22 protein-coding genes, 1 pseudogene and 1 riboswitch are annotated in these 23,457 nt (G+C 72.2%); of the genes and pseudogenes, 20 read left to right on the top strand and 3 right to left on the bottom strand.

Going from position 1 to position 23,457, the window contains the following annotated elements:
* Positions 1-21 precede the first annotated feature (21 nt).
* The 11 genes and pseudogenes from lepB (ACFZAM_RS28575) to ACFZAM_RS28525 all read left to right on the top strand — a co-directional run bounded on the left by lepB (ACFZAM_RS28575) (position 22) and on the right by ACFZAM_RS28525 (position 9,958).
* The gene (gene lepB, locus ACFZAM_RS28575) at positions 22-783 is read left to right on the top strand and encodes a signal peptidase I (RefSeq protein ID WP_391050346.1); all 762 of its coding nucleotides are present in this window, start codon (positions 22-24) and stop codon (positions 781-783) included.
* A complete protein-coding gene (gene lepB / locus ACFZAM_RS28570) occupies positions 776-2,062 on the top strand; it encodes a signal peptidase I (protein WP_391050345.1) in 1,287 nt (428 codons plus the stop codon). Before lepB (ACFZAM_RS28575) ends, lepB (ACFZAM_RS28570) begins: the two co-directional genes overlap by 8 nt.
* Positions 2,063-2,168: 106 nt before the next feature.
* Positions 2,169-2,933 (top strand): signal peptidase I, encoded by a 765-nt coding sequence (gene lepB / locus ACFZAM_RS28565; RefSeq protein WP_391050382.1) that lies wholly within the window; start codon positions 2,169-2,171, stop codon positions 2,931-2,933.
* A gap of 97 nt (positions 2,934-3,030) precedes the next feature.
* Complete coding sequence (gene lepB / locus ACFZAM_RS28560; RefSeq protein WP_355346404.1) at positions 3,031-3,795, top strand: signal peptidase I; 765 nt, start codon at positions 3,031-3,033, stop codon at positions 3,793-3,795.
* Positions 3,796-3,800: 5 nt separating this feature from the next.
* The gene (locus tag ACFZAM_RS28555; protein WP_355346595.1) at positions 3,801-4,280 is read left to right on the top strand and encodes an NUDIX hydrolase; all 480 of its coding nucleotides are present in this window, start codon (positions 3,801-3,803) and stop codon (positions 4,278-4,280) included.
* 40 nt (positions 4,281-4,320) lie between these two features.
* Positions 4,321-4,647: a DUF2469 domain-containing protein gene (locus ACFZAM_RS28550; RefSeq protein WP_188281213.1), complete on the top strand. Its 327-nt coding sequence runs from the start codon at positions 4,321-4,323 to the stop codon at positions 4,645-4,647.
* A gap of 123 nt (positions 4,648-4,770) precedes the next feature.
* Positions 4,771-5,245 (top strand): annotated as a pseudogene (locus ACFZAM_RS28545) (YraN family protein).
* Positions 5,245-6,876, top strand: coding sequence for an ATP-binding protein (locus tag ACFZAM_RS28540; RefSeq protein ID WP_391050344.1), 1,632 nt, complete (start codon positions 5,245-5,247; stop codon positions 6,874-6,876). Before ACFZAM_RS28545 ends, ACFZAM_RS28540 begins: the two are co-directional and overlap by 1 nt.
* On the top strand, positions 6,876-8,222 hold the full coding sequence (gene dprA / locus ACFZAM_RS28535; RefSeq protein WP_391050343.1) for a DNA-processing protein DprA: 1,347 nt from the start codon (positions 6,876-6,878) through the stop codon (positions 8,220-8,222). The genes ACFZAM_RS28540 and dprA overlap by 1 nt, the downstream gene beginning before the upstream one ends.
* A 281-nt stretch (positions 8,223-8,503) precedes the next feature.
* Complete coding sequence (gene whiG, locus ACFZAM_RS28530) at positions 8,504-9,340, top strand: RNA polymerase sigma factor WhiG (RefSeq protein ID WP_355346480.1); 837 nt, start codon at positions 8,504-8,506, stop codon at positions 9,338-9,340.
* Between the two features lie 30 nt (positions 9,341-9,370).
* Positions 9,371-9,958 (top strand): helix-turn-helix domain-containing protein, encoded by a 588-nt coding sequence (locus ACFZAM_RS28525; RefSeq protein ID WP_355346483.1) that lies wholly within the window; start codon positions 9,371-9,373, stop codon positions 9,956-9,958.
* Here the strand turns inward: ACFZAM_RS28525 and ACFZAM_RS28520 are convergent.
* Positions 9,921-10,592 carry a peptidoglycan DD-metalloendopeptidase family protein gene (locus ACFZAM_RS28520; protein ID WP_391050342.1) on the bottom strand — a complete coding sequence of 224 codons (672 nt, stop codon included), beginning with the start codon at positions 10,590-10,592 and terminating at the stop codon, positions 9,921-9,923. The genes ACFZAM_RS28525 and ACFZAM_RS28520 overlap by 38 nt on opposite strands.
* Positions 10,593-10,857: 265 nt before the next feature.
* On the opposite strand from ACFZAM_RS28520, the gene rpsB reads away from it, so the two are divergent.
* The 9 genes from rpsB (at position 10,858) to ACFZAM_RS28475 (ending at position 20,970) form a co-directional block, all read left to right on the top strand.
* Positions 10,858-11,796, top strand: coding sequence for a 30S ribosomal protein S2 (rpsB, locus tag ACFZAM_RS28515; protein ID WP_391050341.1), 939 nt, complete (start codon positions 10,858-10,860; stop codon positions 11,794-11,796).
* Between the two features lie 173 nt (positions 11,797-11,969).
* Positions 11,970-12,806 carry a translation elongation factor Ts gene (gene tsf, locus ACFZAM_RS28510; protein ID WP_391050340.1) on the top strand — a complete coding sequence of 279 codons (837 nt, stop codon included), beginning with the start codon at positions 11,970-11,972 and terminating at the stop codon, positions 12,804-12,806.
* Positions 12,807-12,972: 166 nt separating this feature from the next.
* Entirely contained in the window at positions 12,973-13,731 is a 759-nt protein-coding gene (gene pyrH, locus ACFZAM_RS28505; RefSeq protein ID WP_355346495.1) for a UMP kinase, read from the top strand.
* Between the two features lie 145 nt (positions 13,732-13,876).
* Positions 13,877-14,434 carry a ribosome recycling factor gene (gene frr / locus ACFZAM_RS28500; protein ID WP_188281238.1) on the top strand — a complete coding sequence of 186 codons (558 nt, stop codon included), beginning with the start codon at positions 13,877-13,879 and terminating at the stop codon, positions 14,432-14,434.
* Positions 14,435-14,639: 205 nt separating this feature from the next.
* The gene (locus ACFZAM_RS28495; RefSeq protein ID WP_355346498.1) at positions 14,640-15,665 is read left to right on the top strand and encodes a phosphatidate cytidylyltransferase; all 1,026 of its coding nucleotides are present in this window, start codon (positions 14,640-14,642) and stop codon (positions 15,663-15,665) included.
* A gap of 86 nt (positions 15,666-15,751) precedes the next feature.
* Positions 15,752-16,858, top strand: coding sequence for a 23S rRNA (adenine(2503)-C(2))-methyltransferase RlmN (rlmN, locus tag ACFZAM_RS28490; protein ID WP_391050339.1), 1,107 nt, complete (start codon positions 15,752-15,754; stop codon positions 16,856-16,858).
* A gap of 91 nt (positions 16,859-16,949) precedes the next feature.
* Positions 16,950-17,061: riboswitch (TPP riboswitch) on the top strand.
* On the top strand, positions 17,055-18,152 hold the full coding sequence (locus ACFZAM_RS28485) for a thiamine ABC transporter substrate-binding protein (protein ID WP_391050338.1): 1,098 nt from the start codon (positions 17,055-17,057) through the stop codon (positions 18,150-18,152). (Overlaps the previous riboswitch by 7 nt.)
* A gap of 140 nt (positions 18,153-18,292) precedes the next feature.
* Positions 18,293-19,930, top strand: coding sequence for an ABC transporter permease subunit (locus ACFZAM_RS28480; protein WP_391050381.1), 1,638 nt, complete (start codon positions 18,293-18,295; stop codon positions 19,928-19,930).
* Positions 19,930-20,970, top strand: coding sequence for an ATP-binding cassette domain-containing protein (locus tag ACFZAM_RS28475; protein ID WP_391050337.1), 1,041 nt, complete (start codon positions 19,930-19,932; stop codon positions 20,968-20,970). Before ACFZAM_RS28480 ends, ACFZAM_RS28475 begins: the two co-directional genes overlap by 1 nt.
* 123 nt (positions 20,971-21,093) lie before the next feature.
* Here ACFZAM_RS28475 and ACFZAM_RS28470 read toward each other — a convergent pair whose 3' ends face one another.
* Positions 21,094-22,236, bottom strand: a complete 1,143-nt coding sequence (locus ACFZAM_RS28470; protein ID WP_391050336.1) for an LOG family protein — start codon at positions 22,234-22,236, stop codon at positions 21,094-21,096.
* 26 nt (positions 22,237-22,262) lie between these two features.
* Positions 22,263-23,420: a hypothetical protein gene (locus tag ACFZAM_RS28465; protein ID WP_391050335.1), complete on the bottom strand. Its 1,158-nt coding sequence runs from the start codon at positions 23,418-23,420 to the stop codon at positions 22,263-22,265.
* Positions 23,421-23,457 lie beyond the last annotated feature (37 nt).

Here is a 23,457-nt window from a genome sequence, read left to right as displayed (position 1 = left end):
GCCGGATAAGCTCTGGCCTCGATGGACAGCGAAGCGACACTTCCGGAACGCGACCGTTCCTCTCCCGCCGACGAGGCGGATACGGAGGAGCGGTCGCGTTTCGTCGTGTCAGGACGCGATGCGGCGGGTCCCGGATCCCGGTCCCCGATGCGGGTCCTCGTGCGCGAGGCCGTGCCGCGCTGGTGGGCGGAGTGGCGGCGTACGGTGCTGCTCGCGGTCGGCTGCGTCGTCGCGCTGCTGCTGGTGAGCACGTATGTCGTGCAGCCCTTCCAAGTGCCCAGCGGCTCCATGGAGAACACGCTGCGGGTCGGCGACCGGGTGCTGGTCAACAAGCTTGCGTACCGTTTCGGCGGCCATCCGCGGCGCGGGGACGTGATCGTCTTCGACGGCGACGGATCGTTCACTCAGCAGGGTGGGACGGACTACGTGAAGCGCGTCATCGGCATCGGCGGCGACCGCGTCACCTGCTGCGACAAGCAGGGCAGGCTGCTGGTCAACGGCCGCCCGCTGGACGAGGGCTACCTCTTCCCCGGCGACGCGCCCTCGCGGGTACCTTTCGACATCGTGGTGCCGGACGGAAGGCTGTGGGTGATGGGCGACCACCGCAACGACTCCCGCGACTCACGGGACCACCTCGGGGAACCGGGCGGCGGCACCGTACCGCTCGGCAAGGTCATCGGCCGCGCCGAGTGGATCGGCTGGCCGTTCGGCCACTGGACCCGGCTCAACCGCCCCGCGACCTTCGCCGCCGTCCCCGCACCCGCCGCGGGTCACCATGGGTAACCGCGGGCGGCCCCGCTACGGCCACCACCGCGCCGCCCCGGTGACGGGCGCGGCGGGCTCCGGCACGGGCGGCGCCCCGGGAAGCGGCGCGGGCGACGGCGCGTACGGCGGACCGCCGGGCGGCGGCAGCACCCGTATCGAGCGCCGCAAACTGGCCCGCAAGGTCAAGCGCAAGCGCCGCCGCTCGCTCGCCAGGGAGGTGCCGCTGCTGGTCATGGTGGCCCTGCTGATCGCGCTGGTGCTCAAGACGTTCCTGCTCCAGGCGTTCGTCATCCCGTCCGGGTCGATGGAGCAGACCATCAAGATCGGCGACCGGGTGCTGGTCGACAAGCTCACCCCGTGGTTCGGCGCCGAGCCGCACCGCGGTGACGTCGTGGTCTTCAAGGACCCCGGCGGCTGGCTGCCGCCCGAGGAGCAGAAGAAGCCCGACCCCGTGGTGATCAAGCAGGTGAAGCAGTTCTTCACCTACATCGGCCTGCTGCCGTCCGCCGACGAGCAGGACCTGATCAAGCGGGTCATCGGCGTCGGCGGCGACACCGTGAAGTGCTGCGACGCCGACGGGCGCATCACCGTCAACGGCGTGCCCCTCAGCGAGCCGTATCTTTACGCCGGTAATCCACCCTCAATGATGAAATTCACCGTGCACGTACCCCAGGGCAGGCTGTGGGTGATGGGCGACCACCGGTCGGATTCGGCCGACTCGCGCTACCACACGGACAAGCCCGGAGGCGGCACGATTCCGCTGAATCTGGTGGTGGGAAGGGCCTTCGTCATCGCCTGGCCGTTCGGTCACTGGGAGCGACTGAAGGAACCCGGCACGTTCGCGTCCGTCCCCGACGCGCAGGTGGCGGCGACCGCGGCCACAGCCGGGACGGCTAGGGTGGCCCAGGCCAACAACGGCCAAGGAACGAGCCAGACACCGACTCCTGCGGAACTCCCGCTCGTTATGGGAGTGGCGGGCCTGCGCCGGAAACGGGGCAGGCGGCGGACTGGAGTGAGGAGTGGATGTGGGGGACCTGGTGGTCGGCGCACGGTCTGGATCCGGCGAGCCCGAAAAAGGGGATGTCACGGTGCCGTCTGTCGACAAGTCGGAGGCCGATGGCCGAGTCCCCGAGCCCGCGGACAGTACGGAGTACGGCGGCGGGCAGTACCCGGGCGGCGGGTCGTACCCCGGCAGCCACGCCGATGCGGGTCAGGTTCCCGGCCAGGCTCCGGAGGCCCCCGCGGGGCCGGCGGACGGCACGGACCCGCGGGACCCCGCGGCGGGCGGTCCCGCTGACCGCCCCCAGGGCCCCGGCGGTCCCGGGGACCCCGGCTCGGGTGACGAGCCGCCGTCCCACTCCTCGGGCGGCTCCGCGAGCAAGAACCGGTCGTTCTGGAAGGAACTGCCGCTCCTGATCGGCATCGCGCTGGTCCTGGCGCTGCTGATCAAGACCTTCCTGGTGCAGGCGTTCTCCATCCCGTCCGACTCCATGCAGCACACGCTGGAGCGCGGCGACCGCGTCCTGGTCGACAAGCTCACCCCCTGGTTCGGCTCCAAGCCGAGCCGCGGTGAGGTCGTCGTCTTCCACGACCCGGGCGGCTGGCTCGGCGAGAATCCGCCCGCCAGCGGCAACGCGGTGACCAGGGGCGTGCAAAAGGGCCTCAGCTTCATCGGCCTGATGCCGTCCGCCGAGGAGAAGGACCTGATCAAGCGGGTCATCGGCGTCGGCGGTGACACGGTCGAGTGCAACGGCACGGGACCGGTGAAGGTCAACGGCAAGGCGCTGGACGAGCCGTACGTCTTCGCGGGCAACACCCCCTGCACCCCCGACCGGCCGTTCAAGGTCACCGTGCCCAAGGGCCGGATCTGGGTCATGGGCGACCACCGCCAGGACTCCCTCGACTCCCGGTACCACATGACGCTGCCCGGCGGCGGCACCGTGTCCGACAACGAGGTCGTCGGCCGCGCCGTGACGGTGGCCTGGCCGGTCAACCGCTGGGACTGGCTCTCCATCCCCAGCACCTTCAGCCAGCCGGGCATCAACGCGGCGGGCACCGCGGGCCCGGCCGCGGTGGGCCTCCTCGGTGCCGCGCCGCTGGTGCTGATGCGCCGCCGCAAGCTGCTGCGCGCACAGCCGCCGGTCACTCCGGAGACGGAAGAGGACTGACGGACGTACCCGGCCCGCGGCGGCGGGCGCCCGATCGAGCACCGACGGGCGTCCGGGCCTACGGTCCGGGGCGTACCGCCGGGTAGGGTTCCGGTCCATGAGCAGCAGCAGTGCGATACGCAAGGGCGAGGGCCGGTTCGGACGTACGGTGTCCGGGCTGGCCATCGCTCTTGGCTGTGCCCTGTTCCTCGGCGGCTTCGCCTGGGGAGCGGTCGAGTACCGGCCGTACACAGTGCCCACCAATTCCATGCAGCCGACCGTGCAGCCGGGCGACCGGGTGCTGGCCCAGAAGGTCTCCGGCTCCGATGTGCGCCGCGGCGACGTGGTGGTCTTCCAGGACAAGCTCTGGGGCGACCTGCCCGAGGTCAAGCGGGTCGTCGGCGTCGGCGGCGACGTCGTCAAGTGCTGCGACACCCAGAGCCGCCTCACGGTGAACGGCACGGCGGTCGACGAAGAGGGCTATCTCGACGGCTCCGACGCCTCTGCCGCGCCCGGTGGGTCGGGCCTTCCCGGCGTTCCCGCCTCCGTGACGAAGTTCAGCACCACGGTGCCGCGCGGCTCGCTCTTCCTGCTCGGTGACAACCGCGCGGTCTCCCAGGACTCCCGTATCCGCCTCAGCGACGCCCAGCACGGCGCGGTCCCCGTGAGCGCCGTCAAGGGCCGCGTGGACGGCACGGTGTGGCCCATGGGGCGGATGGGGACGCTGTCGCCCACGACCGCCTTCAAGGCCGTGCCGGGCGGCGGTACGTCCGCCGAGGGGCCGCTGCGCTGGATCGTCGTCATGGTGGTCGTGGGCGCCGTGCTGATTCTCGGCGGCGCGGCGTACGGACCGGTGGCCGGGCTGCTGAGGCGGCGCAGGTGACCGTGGTGCGTCGGCGCGTCGCCCGTGTGGTGCTGCTCGACCCGGCGGACCGGATCCTGCTGCTGAACGGCGTCGATCCGGCCGATCCGGCGGTGGGCTCGTGGTTCACGCCGGGCGGCGGGGTCGAGGGCGGTGAGAGCCTGGAGGAGACGGCGCTGCGCGAGCTCGCCGAGGAGACCGGCATCACCGATGTACGGCTCGGCCCGGTGCTGTGGGAGCGGACCAGCTCCTTCAGCTTCGACGGGCGGCGCTGGGAGCAGGACGAGTGGTACCACCTGGGCCGTACCGACACCGTCGACGTCGACACCAGCGGCCAGACGGACCTGGAACGCAGAAGTGTCTCGTCGTTGCGCTGGTGGACCTGCGAGGAACTTTTGCGCACTCGTGAGACGGTGTACCCCATCAGACTCGCTGAGCTGCTGCGTACGCTGCTCGGCGAAGGCCCCCCGCAATCCCCGATCCCCCTGGGGACGGAGCGCGACTGACGCACAATGGGGGGCACGTACGGCTGAAGGGGAACATGCCATGAGCGCCGAGGACCTCGAAAAGTACGAGACCGAGATGGAGCTGAAGCTCTACCGGGAGTACCGCGATGTCGTTGGCCTGTTCAAGTACGTGATCGAGACCGAGCGGCGCTTCTACCTCACCAACGACTACGAGATGCAGGTGCACTCGGTCCAGGGTGAGGTCTTCTTCGAGGTCTCGATGGCCGACGCCTGGGTCTGGGACATGTACAGGCCCGCCCGCTTCGTCAAGCAGGTCCGTGTCCTCACGTTCAAGGACGTGAACATCGAGGAGCTGAACAAGGCGGATCTGGATCTGCCGTCGGACGAGTCGGGCTTCAATAGTTGAAGCTGAGGCCCTTTTGAGGGGGCCTTCGGGGGTGCCGGTGCGCTCTTGGTGGGGCGCGGGCCGGGTGCTGGCGCGGGCCCAGGCGCGGGGCGCGGTGCGGGGTCGCGGCGCGGGCCCCGGTGCATGGGCGCGGCGCGGGCCACGGTGCGGGGTCGCGGGGAGTTATCCACAGGCTGGGACCAAGATCATCTTCGGCGGTCGAACTCTGTCACAGTGAGTGACGGAGGTGGTACGCATGAACGCACGAGGTGCGCTGGGGCGGTACGGCGAGGGGCTGGCGGCCCGCAGGCTGGAGGACGCGGGACTGACCGTGCTCGACCGGAATTGGCGGTGCGGGCGCGACGGGGAGATCGACATTCTGGCGTCCGAGGGGGACGCCCTGGTGGTGTGCGAGGTGAAGACCCGCCGTGACGGCGGCTTCCAGCACCCCATGGCGGCGCTCGGGCCGCGGCAGATCCACCGGCTGCGGTCGCTCGCCGACCGCTGGGCGGCGGAACACGGCGGCGCGCCACCGGGCGGCGTGAGAATCGACCTGGTCGGCATCCTGCTGCCCGCCCGCGGCGCGGCCCGCGTCGAGCATGTGCGGGGGGTGGCGTGATGGGCTTCGCCCGTACGTGCTCGGTCGCGCTGATCGGCGTCGAAGGCGTCGTGGTCGAGGTCCAGGCCGACCTCGAACCCGGCGTGGCGGCCTTCGCCCTGGTCGGACTGCCCGACAAGAGCCTCACCGAGAGCCGCGACCGGGTGCGCGCCGCGATCGTGAACAGCGGCGAGGTCTGGCCGCAGAAGAAGCTCACCGTCGGCCTCAGCCCGGCCTCGGTGCCCAAGGGCGGTTCGGGGTTCGATCTCGCCGTGGCGTGTGCGATCCTCGCCGCCAACGACCGCATCGCCCCCGGATCCATCGCCGACCTCATGATGATCGGCGAACTGGGACTCGACGGACGGGTCCGCCCGGTCCGCGGGGTGCTGCCCGCCGTCCTGGCGGCGGCCGACGCCGGATACCGGCATGTCGTGGTGCCGGAGCGCACCACGGCCGAGGCATCCCTGGTCCCCGGCGTCTCCGTCTTCGGTATCCGCACCCTGCGGCAGCTCGTCGCCCTCCTCAACGACGAGCTGGCCCCCGAGGAGGACCAGGACCCGGCGCGGGCGGACGGCCGCCCCGACCCGATACTGGCCGGGCTGACCGTGCCGGGCGGCGGCGTCGGGACCGGTCTGGCCGGCAGCCTCGGTGACGACTCGCTCACCGGGCACGGCCCCGACCTGGCCGACGTCGCCGGACAGCGGACCGCCCGCACCGCGCTGGAGGTCGCCGCCGCCGGCGGACACCATCTGTATCTGAAGGGCCCGCCGGGCGCGGGCAAGACGATGCTCGCCGAGCGGCTGCCCGGCATCCTGCCGCCGCTCACCCGCCAGGAGTCCCTGGAGGTCACCGCCGTCCACTCGGTGGCGGGCATCCTCCCGCCAGGACGGCCCATGGTCGACGCCCCGCCGTACTGCGCGCCGCACCACTCGGCCACCATGCCCTCGCTGGTCGGCGGCGGCAGCGGACTGCCCCGACCGGGCGCGGTCTCGCTCGCCCATCGCGGGGTTCTCTTTTTGGACGAGGCTCCGGAATTCAGTGTGCGGGCGCTGGAGGCGCTGCGGCAACCGCTCGAATCGGGCCATGTCGTGGTCGCCCGCGCGGCGGGCGTGATGCGGCTCCCTGCCCGCTTCATGCTGGTGCTCGCCGCCAACCCCTGCCCCTGCGGGCGCTACTCGATGCTGGGCGAGGGCTGCGACTGCTCGCCCACCGCCGTCCGCCGCTACCAGGGCAGGCTTTCGGGGCCGCTGCTGGACCGCGTCGACCTGCGCGTCGAAGTGGAATCCGTCAGCAGATCCGACCTCCTCGGCCAGGGCCCCGGCGAATCCACCGCCACCGTCGCCGCCCGGGTCGTCGCCGCCCGCGAGCGTGCCGCGACCCGCTACCGGGACACCCCCTGGAAGCTGAACAGCGAGATCCCCGGCCACGAGATGCGCACCCGCTGGCACGTCGCCCCCGGCGCCCTGCACCCCGCCGAGCGCGACATGGAACGCGGCCTGCTCACCGCCCGCGGCCTCGACCGCGTCCTGCGCGTCGCCTGGTCCCTCGCCGACCTCGCGGGCCACGACCGCCCCGATGTCGACGACGTCTTCCAGGCGCTCCACCTCAGGACCGGTGTCAGCCGCGGGGTGCCCGTAGCGGGGGGTGTGTGATGCGGCGGCGGAGGGGGTCGCCGGGCCCCGATGGGGCCGGGCCGCCGGGGGAGGAGACGGCCACCGGATCGGCCGCCGAGGTTGGCGCAGGGAGGGTCCGGGGTTCGCAGGCCGCCGATGGCTCTCAGGTCGGCGCCGCGGCCGGTGGGGCCGGTCCACCGACGCTGGCGGTGCCCGCTTTGGCGGTACCTGCCTTGGCGGCTGCCGTGCCGGAGGCGGAGCGGTTGGCGCGGGTGGCGATCACGCGGATCGCCGACCCCGGGGACGAGGTGGTGGGGCGGGCGCTGCGGGAGAGGGGAGCCGAAGAGGTGCTGCGCGCGCTACGGGAGGGGGAGGCACTGCCCGGAGCCGGTCCGCGCCGGACCGACGGATACCGGACGCGGTCGGTTCGGGCCGACCCCGAGGGGGATCTGGAGGCCGCACGCCGGGCCGGAGGACGGTTCGTCTGCCCCGAGGACGCCGACTGGCCGGGGCAGTTGGACGACCTCGGGCCGCAGCGCCCGTATGGCCTGTGGGTACGCGGGCAGCCGTCGCTACGGCTGTGGGCACTGCGCTCGGTGGCCGTGGTCGGCGCACGGGCCTGCACCGACTACGGCGCCCACATGGCGGCGCGGCTCGGCGGGGGACTGGCACGGGCGGGCTGGGTGGTGGTCTCGGGAGCCGCCTACGGGGTGGATGGTGTGGTGCACCGGGGTGCGCTGCGGGCGGGCGGCGCCACCATCGGCGTGGTGGCCAGCGGCGTCGATGTGCCGTACCCGCCGGGCAACGCCCAGTTGATCGGCGAGATCGCCGAACGCGGCCTGCTCGTCGGCGAACTGCCGCCGGGCGACCACCCCACCCGCAGCAGATTCGTGCTGCGGAACCGGGTGATCGCCGCCCTGACCCGCGGCACGGTGGTGGTCGAGGCGCGCTACCGCAGCGGTTCCCTGGTCACCGCGCGGCGGGCCGCCCAGTTGGGGCGGGTGACGATGGGGGTGCCGGGGCCCTGCACGAGCGGTCTGTCGGAAGGGGTGCACGAACTGCTGCGCGGGGACGCCGTGGTGGTGACCGACGCGGCCGAAGTCATCGAGATGGTGGGGGAGATCGGCGCCGACCTCGCACCGGCCCGCCGCGGACCCGTACTGCCGCGCGATCTGCTCGACCCGGCGGCGGCCCGCGTACTGGAAGCGCTCCCCGGTCAAGGGGACGCCCGCGAAGAGGAGATCGCCCTCGCCGTGGGGTCCACCAGCGACGACACGCTGAGACGGCTCTACGAATTGCAGGCCCTCGGCTTCGTCGAACGCGACGACGGGCGGTGGAAGTTGGTCCGTACCGCGCACGACGGCGCGCCGCGTCGGGAGGGTTGACGCCATCGACACACCATCAGGTGACAGGAAACCGCCGTGACCTGGGACGATCGTAGGACCGGCCGTGGGCGGCCCGGCGGCCCACCATGATGACCCGAGGGGCTCCCGCGCGGGGCCCGTACCGGGCGGTATAGCCGGTCCGGTGAGCGCGCACCGGTAGAGGAACGTATCTGCGCATGTCCCATACGGATGATGTAGCAATAAGCGACACTATGGTCACGCTACGCTCGCGGAGGCTCGATTTCCCGCCCACGTCTCGGCAGAACGGCTCAAAACGGCACATGCCCCAGTACACCCCCGGGTCCGAGCGGGCGACGGCGGCGACCGCCCCCCGCACCTCCCCTCGGCCAGCCGCCCCCACGTCGCTCGACGAACTGTGGCGGACCTATAAGTCCACGGGGGACGCCCGGCTGCGGGAGCAGTTGATCCTGCACTACTCGCCGCTGGTGAAGTACGTGGCGGGCCGGGTCAGCGTCGGGCTCCCGGCCAACGTCGAGCAGGCCGACTTCGTCTCCTCCGGGGTGTTCGGACTCATCGACGCGATCGAGAAGTTCGACCCGGAACGCGCGATCAAATTCGAGACCTACGCGATCACCCGTATCCGCGGCGCCATGATCGACGAACTGCGCGCGCTCGACTGGATCCCGCGCTCCGTCCGGCAGAAGGCGCGCGCCGTCGAACGCGCCTACGCCACCCTTGAGGCCAAGCTGCGCCGCACTCCGAGCGAGCCCGAGGTGGCGGCGGAGATGGGCGTCGGGATCGAAGACCTGCACGCGGTGTTCAGCGCGCTGTCCCTGGCCAACGTCGTCGCGCTGGAGGACCTCCTGCACGCGGGCGGCGAGGGCGGCGACCGGCTCAGCCTCGTCGACACCCTGGAGGACACCGGCGCCGACAACCCCGTCGAGGTCGCCGAGGACCGTGAGCTGCGCCGACTGCTCGCCCGCGCGGTCAACACCCTTCCCGAACGCGAGAAGACCGTCGTCACCCTCTACTACTACGAGGGCCTGACACTCGCCGAGATCGGCCAGGTACTCGGCGTCACCGAAAGCAGGGTCAGCCAGATCCACACCAAGTCCGTCCTCCAACTACGGGCAAAGCTGGCCGACGTCGGGCGGTGACAGGCGCGGCACAGTGTCTACAGTGGTGGGATGCCCAGGATTCGAGCGGCCTCGGTGGCCGAACACCGGACGATGCAGCGCCAGGCCCTGCTGGACGCCGCGCGTTCGCTGCTGTCCGAGGGCGGCACGGAGGCGCTGACCTTCCCCGCCCTGGCCGAGCGCACCGGACTGGCGCGCTCCTCGGTCTACGAGTACTTCCGCTCCCGCGCCGCGGTGGTCGAAGAGCTGTGCGCCGTGGACTTCCCCGTCTGGGCCGCCGAGGTCGAGGCCGCCATGCAGGCCGCCGACACCGCCGAGGGTCAGATCGAGGCCTACGTACGCAGCCAGCTCGCGCTGGTCGGCGACCGCCGCCACCGCGCCGTCGTCGCGATCTCCGCCGGTGAACTGGACGCGGGCGCCCGCGAGAAGATCCGCGCCGCCCACGGCGGCCTGGTCACGATGGTCGGCGCCGCCCTCGCGGCCCTCGGCCACGCCGAGCCCCGCCTGACCGCTATGCTCCTGCAAGGCGTGGTCGACGCCGCGGTCCGCCGGATCGAACTCGGCGCCGCAGAAGACCCCGTCCACATCACCGAGTCGGCCGTCACGATGGCGCTGCACGGGGTGACCGGCCGCCCCTGACCCGGGCTGCCGCCTCCGCTTTCCGTTCCGTCCCGTCCGCCGCCGCGCCGAACACCGGCAGCAGCCGGGAGGGCCCCGCGCGCAGCAGCCACGGCGGCAGCAGGGTCAACGGGTCGAGGTAGACGTCACCCCGCAGGAGGCCCCAGTGGAGGCAACCGGGTGAGCGGTGGACGGCGGAGTCGGTCACCACTCCCAGCGGCCCGCCCGCGGCGAGCCGGGTGCCGACCGCGACCGTCCCCCGTACCGGCTCATAGGTGACGCGCAGGCTCGCGTCCGGCCGGTCGAGCCGCAGCACGACGACATCGGTGCCCGCCACCTTCCCCGCGAAGGTCACCTCGCCGGGAGCCGCCGCCCGCACCACGCTCCCCGGCCCCGCGCGTAAGTCGACCCCGCGGTGTCCCGCGGCATAGGGCGTCGCGGGCGGCTCGAAGGCGCGCAGCACCGCCGGCCGCCCCCGTACTTCCGGCCCTGTCACGGGCCAGCAGCGCGCGTCCGAGCCGGCGCCCGCGCACCCCGCGCCGCCAGCCGTCCCCGTGCCGCTCGCCGTACCGGCGCCGCCCGCCGTCCCCGTGCCGCCGGGGAGGGCCGTCAGCAGAGCCGTCATCACCACCGTCAACCACATGTGAAGTGCCATGGCACGAGCATCCCGGATCCGGGCGGCGAAAGATGATCATGGTCCTGGCCTGTGGATAACTCGGGTGTCGCCCGGCACTCCACCGGTCCCGTACACTTTCTCTGGCGATCCGGGTCACCGGGTCGACTTCGCACGCCCCGCCACCCACTCCTCTCATCGGGACGGTGGCCGCGCCCCTCGGTCCCTCGTGGCACGGCGCGTCGGGACGTCAGGCGCGACCGCCGTCCGGCGGTCGCGATAACCGAGTACCTCAAGGAGTACGGCCATGGCCGTCGTCACGATGCGGGAGCTGCTGGAGAGCGGCGTCCACTTCGGGCACCAGACCCGTCGCTGGAACCCGAAGATGAAGCGCTTCATCTTCACCGAGCGCAATGGCATCTACATCATCGACCTGCTCCAGTCGCTGTCGTACATCGACCGCGCCTACGAGTTCGTCAAGGAGACCGTCGCGCACGGCGGCTCCATCATGTTCGTCGGCACCAAGAAGCAGGCGCAGGAAGCCATCGCGGAGCAGGCCTCCCGCGTCGGCATGCCCTACGTCAACCAGCGCTGGCTGGGCGGCATGCTCACCAACTTCTCGACCGTCTACAAGCGCCTCCAGCGCCTGAAGGAGCTCGAGGAGATCGACTTCGACGACGTGGCCGCGTCCGGCCTCACGAAGAAGGAGCTGCTGGTCCTCTCCCGCGAGAAGGACAAGCTGGAGAAGACCCTCGGCGGCATCCGCGAGATGCAGAAGGTGCCGAGCGCCGTCTGGATCGTCGACACCAAGAAGGAGCACATCGCCGTCGGTGAGGCGCGCAAGCTCCGCATCCCGGTCGTCGCGATCCTCGACACCAACTGCGACCCCGACGAGGTCGACTACAAGATCCCGGGCAACGACGACGCGATCCGTTCCGTCACGCTGCTCACCCGTGTGATCGCCGACGCCGTCGCCGAGGGCCTCATCGCCCGCTCCGGTGCCGCCACCGGTGACAAGAAGGCCGAAGGCGTCGCCGAGCCGCTCGCCGAGTGGGAGCGTGACCTGCTCGAGGGCGAGAAGAAGGCCGACGAGGCGCCCGCCGCCGACGCGACCGCCGCCGCTGCCGAGGCGCCCGCCGCCGAGGCCGAGGCTCCGGCCGACGCCGCCCCGGCCGACGCCGAGACCGCCGAGGCTCCGGCCGACGCCGCCCCGGCCGCCACGGAGGGCGAGTCCGAGCAGGCCTGAGCCTGTTCCGACCCGTACCGACGGCACACCGGCACCACCGGTCAACCGCACAGCAGCAGGACGCGTATCGCGTACGACGCGTACGACGTGAACCACGCGTGACGACGGCGGGGGCCCATGCCCCCGCCGTCCACCCGTAGATCCACCGACCATTCGGGAAGAGACTTAAACCCATGGCGAACTTCACCGCCGCTGACGTCAAGAAGCTCCGCGAGCTGACCGCCGCGGGCATGATGGACTGCAAGAACGCCCTTGTGGAGGCCGAAGGCGACCTGGACAAGGCCGTCGAGATCCTTCGGGTCAAGGGCCAGAAGGGCGTCACCAAGCGCGAGGGCCGCTCGGCCTCCAACGGTGCGGTCGTCTCCCTGATCGCCGCCGACAACTCCGAGGGCGTCCTCGTCGAGCTGAAGTGCGAGACGGACTTCGTCGCCAAGGGCGACAAGTTCGTCGCCGTGGCCGACGCCATCGCCGCCCACGTCGCCGCCAGCAAGCCGGCCGACATCACGGCGCTGCTCGGCTCCGAGATCAAGGACGGCCAGACCGTCCAGGCGTACGTGGACGAGGCGAACGCCACCCTCGGCGAGAAGATCGTGCTCGACCGCTTCGCCCAGTTCTCCGGCACCTACGTGACCTCCTACCTGCACCGCACCAGCCCCGACCTGCCCCCGCAGGTCGGCGTCCTGGTCGAGCTGGACAAGGCCGACGCGCAGGTCGCCAAGGACGTCGCCCAGCACATCGCCGCCTTCGCGCCGACCGCCCTGTCCCGCGACGAGATCCCGGCCGAGACGGTCGAGAACGAGCGTCGCGTCGCCGAGGCCACCGCCCGCGAGGAGGGCAAGCCCGAGGCCGCCCTGGCGCGCATCGTCGAGGGCCGGGTGAACGGCTTCTTCAAGGAGAACGTCGTCCTGGAGCAGGCCTTCGCGAAGGACTCCAAGAAGACCGTCCAGAAGGTGCTGGACGAGGCCGGCGTCACGCTGAAGCGTTTCGCGCGTTTCCGCGTCGGCGTCTGATCGCGCTGGACACGAAAGCAGCGAATGACCGACGGCCCGGCTAGGGTCGTACGCGGTCGGCCGCCCGCCGACCGGCCGCAGATGTGACGAGGAGGCCATTGCCGTACAGGGAACCCACGAGGACCCGCGGCAATGGCCTCCTTCGTACGTGCACGAGGAGATCTCCATGGACAAAGGCGCCGATACGGCCCACCACACCACCGCCCACCGCCGCTATCTGCTGAAGCTGTCCGGCGAGGCGTTCGCCGGGGGAGGCGGTCTCGGAGTCGATCCCGACGTCGTGCACGCCATCGCCCGCGAGATCGCCGCGGTCGTCGCGGACGGCTACGAGATCGCCCTCGTCGTCGGCGGCGGCAACTTCTTCCGCGGCGCCGAACTCCAGCAGCGCGGCATGGACCGGGCCCGCTCGGACTACATGGGCATGCTCGGCACGGTCATGAACTGCCTGGCCCTCCAGGACTTCCTGGAGAAGGAGGGCGTCGAGACCCGCGTGCAGACCGCGATCACCATGGGCCAGGTCGCCGAGCCGTACATCCCGCTGCGGGCCGTACGGCACCTGGAGAAGGGCCGCGTCGTCATCTTCGGCGCCGGTATGGGCATGCCGTACTTCTCCACCGACACCACCGCCGCCCAGCGGGCCCTGGAGATTGACGCGGCGGCCATGCTGATGGGCAAGAACGGGGTCGACGGGGTCTACGACTCCGACCCCAAGCTGAACCCGGACGCGGTGAAGTTCGACGCCCTGGAGTACGGCGAGGTCATCACCCGCGACCTGCGGGTCGCCGACCTCACCGCGATCACCCTCTGCCAGGACAACAAGCTGCCGATCCTCGTCTTCGAGCTGCTCGCCGAAGGGAACATCGCGCGGGCCGTGAAGGGTGAGAAGATCGGCACGCTGGTCAACGACCGGGGCTCCAGGGCTTAATGACCGCCCGAGCGCCGGGTGGTGACACGTCCCGGTTCGCCCGGTCCGGGGATGGACAACAGGCTGCCGGTCGGACACCGTGCAGGAAAGACGCGCGCAGGGGCCCGACCGTCAGGCTCCGCCTTCTGAATACCAGGAGCACATGGTGATTGAAGAGACCCTCCTCGAGGCCGAGGAGAAGATGGAGAAGGCCGTCGTCGTCGCCAAGGAGGACTTCGCGGCGATCCGTACCGGCCGGGCGCACCCCGCGATGTTCAACAAGATCGTGGCCGAGTACTACGGCGCGCCCACCCCGATCAACCAGCTCGCCTCGTTCGCGGTGCCCGAGCCGCGGATGGCGGTGATTACCCCCTTCGACAGCAGCAGTCTGCGCAACATCGAGGAGGCGATCCGCAACTCCGACCTCGGCGTCAACCCGAGCAACGACGGCCGGATCATCCGGGTGGCGTTCCCGCAGCTCACCGAGGAGCGGCGCCGGGAGTACATCAAGGTCGCCAAGACCAAGGGCGAGGACGCCAAGATCTCGATCCGCAGCGTCCGCCGCAAGGCCAAGGAGACCCTCGACAAGCTCGTCAAGGACGGCGAGTCGGGCGAGGACGAGGTGCGCCGCGCGGAGAAGGAGCTGGACGACACGACGTCGAAGTACGTCGCCCAGGTCGACGAGCTGCTCAAGCACAAGGAAGCCGAGCTGCTGGAGGTCTGACCGGGCCGGGCCCCCGGGCCCGCCCCGGAAACACCGCCCCGGACATCTCAGTCCGTCCGGACACGCCCGTCCGGACACGCCCGTCCGGACACGCCCGTCCTGGCACCGTTCCTGACGCCCGTCCGGACACCGGCAGTACGACCGTATGCACGATCCCGCCCTCAGCCCTTCCCGGCCGACACACGACGACGCGAGGCGAAGCTCAGTGAACGACTCTTCCTGGGGCGCTTCGCCACGCGCCGGTCACTGGGGAGCGCCCGAGGACACGGTCACCAACGGCGCGGCCGACGGCTCGATTGCGGATGACACGATCATCTATCCGGCGGGTTCCGCACCCGATTCCGGGCGCGGCAGGAAGACTCCTCCTATGCCAACCGCCCCGGAGCCGACACCGCCGCCGCAGCCCCCCGCGAAGAAGTCCGCAGGGCGGAATCTGCGCGCGGCGATAGGGGTCGGCCTCGGCCTCGGCGCGGTCATCGTCGCCTCGCTCTTCATCGTGAAGGCGGTGTTCGTCGGCGTCGTGGTCGTCGCCGCCGCCGTCGGCGTCTGGGAGCTGACCTCGCGGCTGGCGGAGCGCAAGGGCATCCGCGCCCCGCTGATCCCGATCGCGGCCGGCGGTACGGCGATGATCATCGCCGGGTATCTGCGCGGCGCGGACGGCGCCTGGGTGGCGATGGCCCTCACCGCGCTCGCCATCCTCGTGTGGCGCATGACGGAGCCGCCCGAGAACTACCTGCGCGACGTCACCGCCGGCGTCTTCGCCGCCTTCTACGTGCCCTTCCTGGCCACCTTCGTGGTCATGATGCTCGCCGCCGACGACGGCCCGCGCCGCGTCCTGGTCTTCCTGCTGCTCACCGTGATCAGCGACACCGGCGCCTACGCCGTCGGCTGGCGCTTCGGCAAGCACAAGCTCGCGCCCCGCATCAGCCCCGGCAAGACCCGCGAGGGCCTGCTCGGCGCGATCTCCTTCGCCATGGTCGCGGGCGCCCTGCTCATGCAGTACGTCATCGACGACGGCCGCTGGTGGCAGGGCCTCCTCCTCGGCCTCGCCGCCGCCGTCAGCGCCACCCTCGGCGACCTCGGCGAATCCATGATCAAGCGCGACCTCGGCATCAAGGACATGGGCACCCTCCTGCCGGGCCACGGCGGCATCATGGACCGCCTCGACTCCCTGCTCCCCACCGCCCCCGTCGTCTGGCTCCTCCTGGCCGTCTTCGTCGGCACCGGCTGACCCCCCGACGGCCCGCCGCCCGAGCGACAGCCCCGGACCAGCGGGCGACCGGCCGACCCATTTCGATCTGCGACACTTGTCAGATCATGCCTGTACCCGGAGAACTCACTTTTGCCGCGCCGCGTGGGGCCAAGAAGCCGCCGCGGCACCTTGCCGACCTCACTCCCGTCGAGCGGCGGGAGGCGGTGGCCGCGCTCGGGGAGAAGCCGTTCCGGGCGAAGCAACTGTCGCAGCACTACTTCGCGCGGTACGCCGACGATCCGGCGGCGTGGACGGACATTCCGGCCGCGGCGCGGGGGAAGCTGGCGGAGGACCTGCTGCCGGAGCTGATGACGGTGGTGCGGCACGCGTCGTGCGACGAGGGGGACACCCGTAAGACGCTGTGGAAGCTGTTCGACGGGACGCTCGTCGAGTCGGTGCTGATGCGGTACCCGGACCGGGTCACGATGTGCATCTCCTCGCAGGCAGGCTGCGGCATGAACTGCCCGTTCTGCGCGACCGGGCAGGCCGGTCTCGACCGGAATCTGTCCACCGCCGAGATCGTGCACCAGATCGTCGCGGGCATGAAGAGCCTGCGCGACGGCGAGGTGCCCGGGGGGCCCGCGCGGCTGTCGAACATCGTCTTCATGGGGATGGGCGAGCCGCTGGCCAACTACAAGCGCGTGATCGGCGCGATCCGCCGCCTCACCGACCCCGAGCCGGACGGCCTCGGCCTGTCGCAGCGCGGCATCACCGTCTCCACGGTCGGCCTGGTCCCGGCGATCTACCGGTTCGCCGACGAGGGGCTGAAGTGCCGCCTCGCGGTCTCGCTGCACGCGCCGGACGACGAGCTGCGCGACACTCTGGTGCCGGTCAACACCCGCTGGAAGGTCCGCGAGGTGCTGGACGCGGCGTGGCACTACGCCGAGGTCTCCGGCCGCCGGATCTCCATCGAGTACGCGCTGATCCGGGACATCAACGACCAGGCGTGGCGCGCGGACCGGCTCGGCCGGATGCTGAAGAACCACCGGGTGCACGTCAATCTGATCCCGCTCAACCCCACGCCCGGCTCCAAGTGGACGGCCTCCCGGCCGGAGGACGAGCGGGCGTTCGTCGCCGCGCTCGAGTCCCACGGCGTGCCCGTGACCGTACGGGACACCCGCGGCCAGGAGATCGACGGCGCGTGCGGCCAGCTCGCGGCCTCGGAGCGCTGAGGCGCCGGGCGCGTTAGGGGCCCGGCGCTGACCAGCCCTTTCGCACCTGCTGCTATCGTGCACGTGCAATCACACAAGTACGTACAAGTGAACATTCCGACAGGGGAGCGCCTGAGACGGCGCTGAGAGTGCGGCCCACGAGACCGCAGACCCTCGGACCTGATCCGGGTCATACCGGCGTAGGGAGTCTGCACAGATGAACACCATCCGTCGGCGTGCCATCGGCGCGCTCGTCCTGGCCACGGTCGGCGCCACCGCGCTCGCCGCGTGCGGCAGCGACTCGGGCGGCACCAAGACCAGCGGCGGCAGCACGTCCAAGACCGTGACGCTGGTCAGCCACGACTCCTTCGCGGCGTCCGACGCCGTGCTCAAGGACTTCACCAAGGAGACCGGCTACACGGTCAAGGTGCTGCGCGGCGGAGACGCGGGCGCGGCCGTCAACCAGGCGATCCTCACCAAGGACCACCCGCAGGGCGATGTCTTCTTCGGCGTCGACAACACGCTGCTGTCCCGCGCGCTCGACAACGGCCTGTTCACCCCGTACGCGGCCAAGGGCCTCGACCAGGTGCCCGCCGACCTCCAACTCGACGCGGCCAAGCACCGGGTGACGCCCATCGACTCCGGTGACGTCTGCGTCAACTACGACCGGGCGTACTTCACCGCGCACAAGCTGGCCCCGCCCGTCACCTTCGCGGACCTGGTCAAGCCGGAGTACAAGAACCTGCTGGTCACCGAGAACGCCGCGACGTCCTCGCCCGGTCTGGCCTTCCTGCTCGGCAGCGCCGCCGCCTACGGGGACTCCGACTGGCAGTCGTACTGGAAGCAGCTCAAGGCCAACGGCGTCGAGGTCGTGGACGGTTGGGAGCAGGCGTACAACGACCGCTTCTCCGGTTCCTCGGCAGGCAAGAAGGCCAAGGGCGACAAGCCGCTGGTCGTGTCGTACGCGTCCAGCCCGCCCGCCGAGGTCGTGGGCGTCACCCCCGCGCCCGCCCAGTCCCCGACCGGGGTCTCCACCGGCACCTGCTTCCGCCAGATCGAATTCGCCGGGCTGCTGCACGGCGCGAAGAACACCGCGGGCGGCCAGGCGCTGATCGACTTCCTGCTGAGCAGGACGTTCCAGGAGGACATGCCCCTCCAGATGTACGTCGACCCGGTGCGCAAGGACGCCACCGAGCCCGAGGTGTTCACCAAATACGGCGCGAAGATCACCGACCCGAAGACGCTGGCGCCCGACAAGATCGCCGCCAAGCGCGACGAGTGGGTCAAGGCATGGTCGTCGATCGTCCTCAAGTGACGCCCCGGGCCGAAAAGACGGACGCGGCCGATACGTCGGGCCACGCCGATACGTCGGACACGACCGGCACGGCATCGGCGGTACGCGGCAGGGTCCGGTCGCTCGTACCCGGTCGCGGCACCGCGATCCGGCTCGCCCTGATGGCCGTGCCCGCCGCCTTCTTCGGGGTGTTCTTCGCCTACCCCGTGGTCTCCATCGTCGGCCGCGGCCTGCACCAGGGCGGCCGGTGGCAGCTCGGCCGGATCGGCGACGTCCTCGGCGACGGCTCCATCCGGCACGTGCTGTGGTTCACCTGCTGGCAGGCCGCCGCGTCCACCGCGCTGACCCTGGCCGTCGCCCTGCCCGGCGCGTACGTCTTCGCGCGGCTCGACTTCCCCGGCAAGCGGCTGCTGCGGGCCGTCGTCACCGTGCCCTTCGTGCTGCCGACCGTGGTCGCCGGTTCGGCCTTCCTCGCGCTGCTCGGCCGCGGCGGCTTCACCGACTCGCTGTGGGGCGTCCGCCTGGACACCACCGTGTGGGCGATCCTCATCGCGCACGTCTTCTTCAACTACGCGGTGGTCGTCCGCACCGTCGGCGGCCTGTGGGCGCAGCTCGACCCGCGCCAGGAAGAGGCCGCGCGGATGCTCGGCGCGAGCCGGCTCGCCGCCTGGCGGCGGGTCACGCTGCCCGCGCTCGGCCCCTCGGTGGCCGCCGCCGGGCTCATGGTGTTCCTGTTCACCTTCACCTCCTTCGGCGTGATCCAGATCCTCGGCGGCCCGCTGTACTCCACCCTCGAAGTGGAGATCTACCGGCAGACCGCGGAACTCCTCGACCTGCCGACCGCCGCCGTGCTGACCCTGCTGCAATTCGCCGCCGTCGCCGCGATCCTCGCCGTGCACGCCTGGACCGTACGCCGCCGGGAGTCCACGCTGCGGCTGGTCGACGCGGCCACCACCGCGCACCGGCCGCGCGGCAGGGGGGAGCGGACGCTGCTCGCCGGAGTGCTCGCCGTCATCGCGCTGCTGATCCTGCTGCCGCTGGGCGTGCTCGTCGCCCGCTCGCTGGACGGCCCGGACGGCTACGGCTTCGCCTTCTACCGCTCGCTCGGCTCCGTCGGCTCGGGTCGGAGCGGCGGCACCTTCACCGTCGCCCCGCTGGAGACGGTCTGGAATTCGCTGCGGTACGCCGCCGTCGCCACCGTCATCGCCTTGACGGTCGGCGGGCTTGCCGCCGCGGCCCTGGTCCGCAGGGCGGGACGGCTGGTCCGCGGCTTCGACGCGCTGCTGATGCTGCCGCTCGGCACCTCCGCCGTCACCGTCGGCTTCGGCTTCCTGATCACCCTCGACAAGCCGCCGCTCGACCTGCGGTCCTCCTGGATCCTGGTGCCGCTCGCCCAGGCGCTGGTCGGTGTGCCGTTCGTCGTACGCGTCATGCTGCCGGTGCTGCGCGCCGTGGACGACCGGCTGCGGGAGGCCGCAGCGGTGCTCGGCGCGTCACCGCTACGGGTCTGGCGCGAGGTCGAACTCCCGCTCGTCGGACGGGCACTGGCCGTCGCCGCGGGCTTCGCCTTCGCCGTGTCGCTCGGCGAATTCGGCGCCACCGTCTTCATCGCCCGCCCCGACAGCCCCACCCTCCCGGTCGCCGTCGCCCGCCTGCTCGGCCGCGCGGGCCCGTCCACGTACGGCCAGGCCATGGCACTGAGCACCATCCTCATGCTGGTCTGCGCCGCGTCGCTGTTGGTGCTGGAGAATCTGCGCCCGCGCGGCCGGGGCGCCGACCCCTCACCCGGGGAGTTCTGATGACGCTGCTGCGAGTCGAGGACGCGACCGTACGGTTCGGCGCGCGGGCCGCGCTGGACGCCGTCACGCTGGAGGTGGCCGCGCACGAGACGGTGTGCGTGCTCGGGCCCAGCGGCAGCGGCAAGTCCACGCTGCTGCGGGCCGTCGCCGGACTCCAGCCGCTGGACGGCGGACGGGTGCTGCTCGACGGCGCCGACCAGGCGGGCGTTCCCGCGCACCGGCGCGGCGTCGGCCTGATGTTCCAGGACCACCAGCTCTTTCCGCAGCGCGACGTCGGCGGCAACGTCGCCTTCGGGCCGCGCATGCACAAGGTGCCGCGCGAGCGGCGCGAGGAGCGGGTGCGCGAACTGCTCGACCTCGTCGGGCTGCCCGGCGCGGGCGGGCGCGGCGTCGCCACGCTCTCCGGCGGGGAGCAGCAGCGGGTCGCCCTGGCCCGCGCCCTCGCCCCCGAGCCGCGGCTGCTCATGCTCGACGAGCCGCTGGGACAGCTCGACCGGGCGCTGCGCGAACGGCTCGTCGTGGAACTGCGCGAACTCTTCCGTCGCCTGGGGACGACGGTCCTGGCCGTCACGCACGACCAGAGCGAGGCGTTCGCCCTCGCGGACCGGGTCGTGGTGATGCGCGACGGGCGCATCGCGCAGTCCGGTACGCCGTTGGAGGTCTGGCAGCGGCCGGTGTCGCCCTTCGTGGCCCGCTTCCTCGGCTTCGACAACATCGTGGACGCCAGCGTCGGGGGTGGCGTCGCCGATACGCCCTGGGGGAAGGTGCCGGTACCCTCCGGCACCCCGCAGGGGCCCTGCCACCTGCTCATCCGGCCCGCCGGGGTGCGCCTCACCGGACCCGGGTCCGGGCTTCGCTGCACTGTCGTCGCCCGCACGTTTCGTGGTGACCACATCACGCTCGTCCTGGCGCCGGAGGCGGGGCCGCGCCTCGAAGCCGGGTGCCCTTGGCGGGCGGCACCCGAGGTCGGTGCCGAGGTCGCCGTGACCTTCGCCCCCGAAGAGGTCGTCCTCCTCGCGGAGGCCCCCCACCGCCCCTAGGGCCGGTCCTTCAGGGGCGCGGGGAACCGCGCGAGCAACCCGCCACCGGCCGGTGGTCCGACGACAACCGATCCGCCCCGTTGGGGAAGAAGATCGGCTGACCGTCTCGGTCAGAGAGCCGTTCTAGGGGGTGGCCAGCTTGGACAGGGCGGCGGGGACTTCCGCGACGGAGTCGACGAGGGCGAGGAGGGGGGACATGGGGCGGCCGGAGGCGAGGGCGGTCAGGAGGGGCCAGGCGGGGAGAGTGGTGGTCCAGTGGACGCGGTCGACGAGGACGAGGGGAACGGGAACCCCTCGGGAGGAGTAGTAGTCGGGGGTGGCGGCGTCGAAGATCTCCTGGACGGTCCCGGCGGCGCCGGGGAGGAAGACGACCCCGCCGGTGCAGCGCGAGAGCAACCCGTCCTCGCGGGTCGCGTTGGCGAAGAACTTGGCGATGCCGGAGGCGAAGGCGTTCGGCGGCTCGTGGCCGTAGAACCAGGTGGGCAGCCCGTAGGAGGGGCCGCCGTCCGGCCAGCGGTCGCGTACCTCGAAGGCGGTACGGGCCCAGTCGCCGACGGAGGGCGCGAAGGACGGGACGCCGGCCAGGACGGCGAGGGCCTTGCGGAGCATCAGGTCGTCGTAGGGCGCGGCGTAGGCGCCGAAGTTGGCGGCCTCCATCGCGCCGGGGCCGCCGCCGGTGGCGACGGTGTGCCCGGCCCTGGCGAGGTCGCGGCCGAGCCGTGCGGCGCCCGCGTAGGCGTCGGAGCCGCGCTCCATGGCGTGGCCGCCCATGACGCCGACCACGCTGAGGCCGCGCAGGCGCTCGTCGAGGGCGTCGGACACGGCGTCGTCGTGGATCGAGCGCAGCATCGAGGCGAGTATGTCGCCCTCCGCCGCGGCGGAGCGCGCCCAGGCGTGCGTACGGGCGTCCGGCGTCCGCTCGTAACCGTCCTCGTCGAGGCCCGCGTACAGCTCGTCGGGGCTGTAGAGCGCGCCCCGGTACGGGTCGAAGGGCAGGTCGGGGACGGGCGGGAAGACCAGCGCGCCGCCCGCGCGCACATGGGCGAGGGCCTGCGGTTCCATCGGGCAGCCGAGGAAGACGGCCTGCGAGGTGTCGGTGACGAGGAGCGCGAACGTACGGTCGGTCAGGTCGACGGCCTGTACGCGGTATCCGGCGAAGGAACCGCTCAGGGCGACCTGGTCGAATTCGGCCAGCGACTCAACTTCCCTGTCCCGTCCGGGAGTTGGGGGAATGTCGGGCGCAGCGGGCGGGATGTCGGCGGGCACGTCTGAACGATAGTCCTCGGTGCGGCTCACCGGCCCGGCGGGACGGTGGTGAGTACGGCGACCAGGGCCGTGAGGGGGACGGCGGCGGCCAGCAGGACGCCCGCCCGCAGCGCGACCGCGCCGCGCAGGAGCGCGGGGGAGGCGCCGACCTGGCGCAGGGCGGCCATCGCGGGCTCCCGGCCGCGCCGGGCCTCCAGCAGCGCGGTGCCCGCGGTGGCCAGCACGCACACCACGATCAGGACACCGGCCAGGGCGGTGAGGGGGCCGAAGGGGCGGGCGCCGCCGCGGTGCAGGTCGTACGCGGCCAGGGCCGCGGCGGCGGTGGCGCACAGGGCGCCGAGCGGGCGGCCGATCGCACCGGCCTCCTCCTGGAGGGCGCGTCCGGCCAGCAGCCGGAGCGCGCCGGGGCGGAAGGCGGCGAGCAGCCGTCCGCAGGCGTGCACGAGGCCGGGACCCGCGAGGACCATGCCCGCGGTGGCGACGACCCAGCCGCCGAGCGCGAGCGGCGCGATGGAGCCGAGACCGCCGGGCAGCGGCACCTCGTGGCCGTGCGGCGCGGCCACCTCGGCGGCGAGCCCGACGGCGATCAGGGCGACGCCCCAGGGCAGGCCGCCGGGCGGATCGGCCGCGGAGACCTTGCGGGTCGCGGGGGCGGGCGCGGTGGAGACGGTGCGCGGTGGCCACAACTGGGCCGCGCCGATGACGGCGGCGCTCACCGGGACCAGCGCGAGCAGCGTCAACGTGCCTGCGAGCGGCACCTGTTCACCGCCGCCGAGGAGGTCGGAGGCGGCGCCGTGGAAGGGCAGCGCGCCCGTCAGGTCACCGCGCAGGTGCAGAAACGCCAGCAGGGCCACCGCGCTGCCGACCGCGCAGGTCAGGGCGGTCGCCGACGCGGCGAGCAGGGCCACGCCGACCCGGCCGAGGCCCACCGCGGCCAGTCCGGGACGCGGCCACCGCGCGGGCACCGCCCGCCCCGCGGCGACCGCGAACTGCACGGTCACCACGACCGGCAGCGCGCACCACGCCAGCCGCGCGGCGGCGTCGGCCGGCCGGTGCGGGTGCCCGAGGGCGTATCCCAGCGCGGCCAGCAGCAGCAGCCCGGTGGCCGCCGACGCGGCGGCGACCAGCACCCACCGCACCAGCGCGGTGTACCGCGCCCCGCGTACGACACGAAAACTCAGCACGCCCGGCTCCCTTCCGACACGGGCCGCCGCCCCGCAC

It is taken from the genome of Streptomyces sp. NPDC008079 (genome assembly GCF_042957385.1).
In the GTDB taxonomy this organism is placed as follows: domain Bacteria; phylum Actinomycetota; class Actinomycetes; order Streptomycetales; family Streptomycetaceae; genus Actinacidiphila.
This window is presented reverse-complemented; position numbering and strand designations above follow the sequence as displayed.

What these genes read in the sequence shown, in the direction of transcription:
- lepB (WP_391050346.1), top strand. Translation starts at nt 22, where the DNA reads ATGGACAGCGAAGCGACACTTCCGGAACGCGACCGTTCCTCTCCCGCC.
- lepB (WP_391050345.1), top strand. Translation starts at nt 776, where the DNA reads ATGGGTAACCGCGGGCGGCCCCGCTACGGCCACCACCGCGCCGCCCCG.
- lepB (WP_355346404.1), top strand. Translation starts at nt 3,031, where the DNA reads ATGAGCAGCAGCAGTGCGATACGCAAGGGCGAGGGCCGGTTCGGACGT.
- ACFZAM_RS28550 (WP_188281213.1), top strand. Translation starts at nt 4,321, where the DNA reads ATGAGCGCCGAGGACCTCGAAAAGTACGAGACCGAGATGGAGCTGAAG.
- ACFZAM_RS28540 (WP_391050344.1), top strand. Translation starts at nt 5,245, where the DNA reads ATGGGCTTCGCCCGTACGTGCTCGGTCGCGCTGATCGGCGTCGAAGGC.
- dprA (WP_391050343.1), top strand. Translation starts at nt 6,876, where the DNA reads ATGCGGCGGCGGAGGGGGTCGCCGGGCCCCGATGGGGCCGGGCCGCCG.
- whiG (WP_355346480.1), top strand. Translation starts at nt 8,504, where the DNA reads ATGCCCCAGTACACCCCCGGGTCCGAGCGGGCGACGGCGGCGACCGCC.
- ACFZAM_RS28525 (WP_355346483.1), top strand. Translation starts at nt 9,371, where the DNA reads ATGCCCAGGATTCGAGCGGCCTCGGTGGCCGAACACCGGACGATGCAG.
- ACFZAM_RS28520 (WP_391050342.1), bottom strand. Translation starts at nt 10,592, where the DNA reads ATGGCACTTCACATGTGGTTGACGGTGGTGATGACGGCTCTGCTGACG.
- rpsB (WP_391050341.1), top strand. Translation starts at nt 10,858, where the DNA reads ATGGCCGTCGTCACGATGCGGGAGCTGCTGGAGAGCGGCGTCCACTTC.
- tsf (WP_391050340.1), top strand. Translation starts at nt 11,970, where the DNA reads ATGGCGAACTTCACCGCCGCTGACGTCAAGAAGCTCCGCGAGCTGACC.
- pyrH (WP_355346495.1), top strand. Translation starts at nt 12,973, where the DNA reads ATGGACAAAGGCGCCGATACGGCCCACCACACCACCGCCCACCGCCGC.
- rlmN (WP_391050339.1), top strand. Translation starts at nt 15,752, where the DNA reads ATGCCTGTACCCGGAGAACTCACTTTTGCCGCGCCGCGTGGGGCCAAG.
- ACFZAM_RS28485 (WP_391050338.1), top strand. Translation starts at nt 17,055, where the DNA reads ATGAACACCATCCGTCGGCGTGCCATCGGCGCGCTCGTCCTGGCCACG.
- ACFZAM_RS28480 (WP_391050381.1), top strand. Translation starts at nt 18,293, where the DNA reads ATGGCCGTGCCCGCCGCCTTCTTCGGGGTGTTCTTCGCCTACCCCGTG.
- ACFZAM_RS28475 (WP_391050337.1), top strand. Translation starts at nt 19,930, where the DNA reads ATGACGCTGCTGCGAGTCGAGGACGCGACCGTACGGTTCGGCGCGCGG.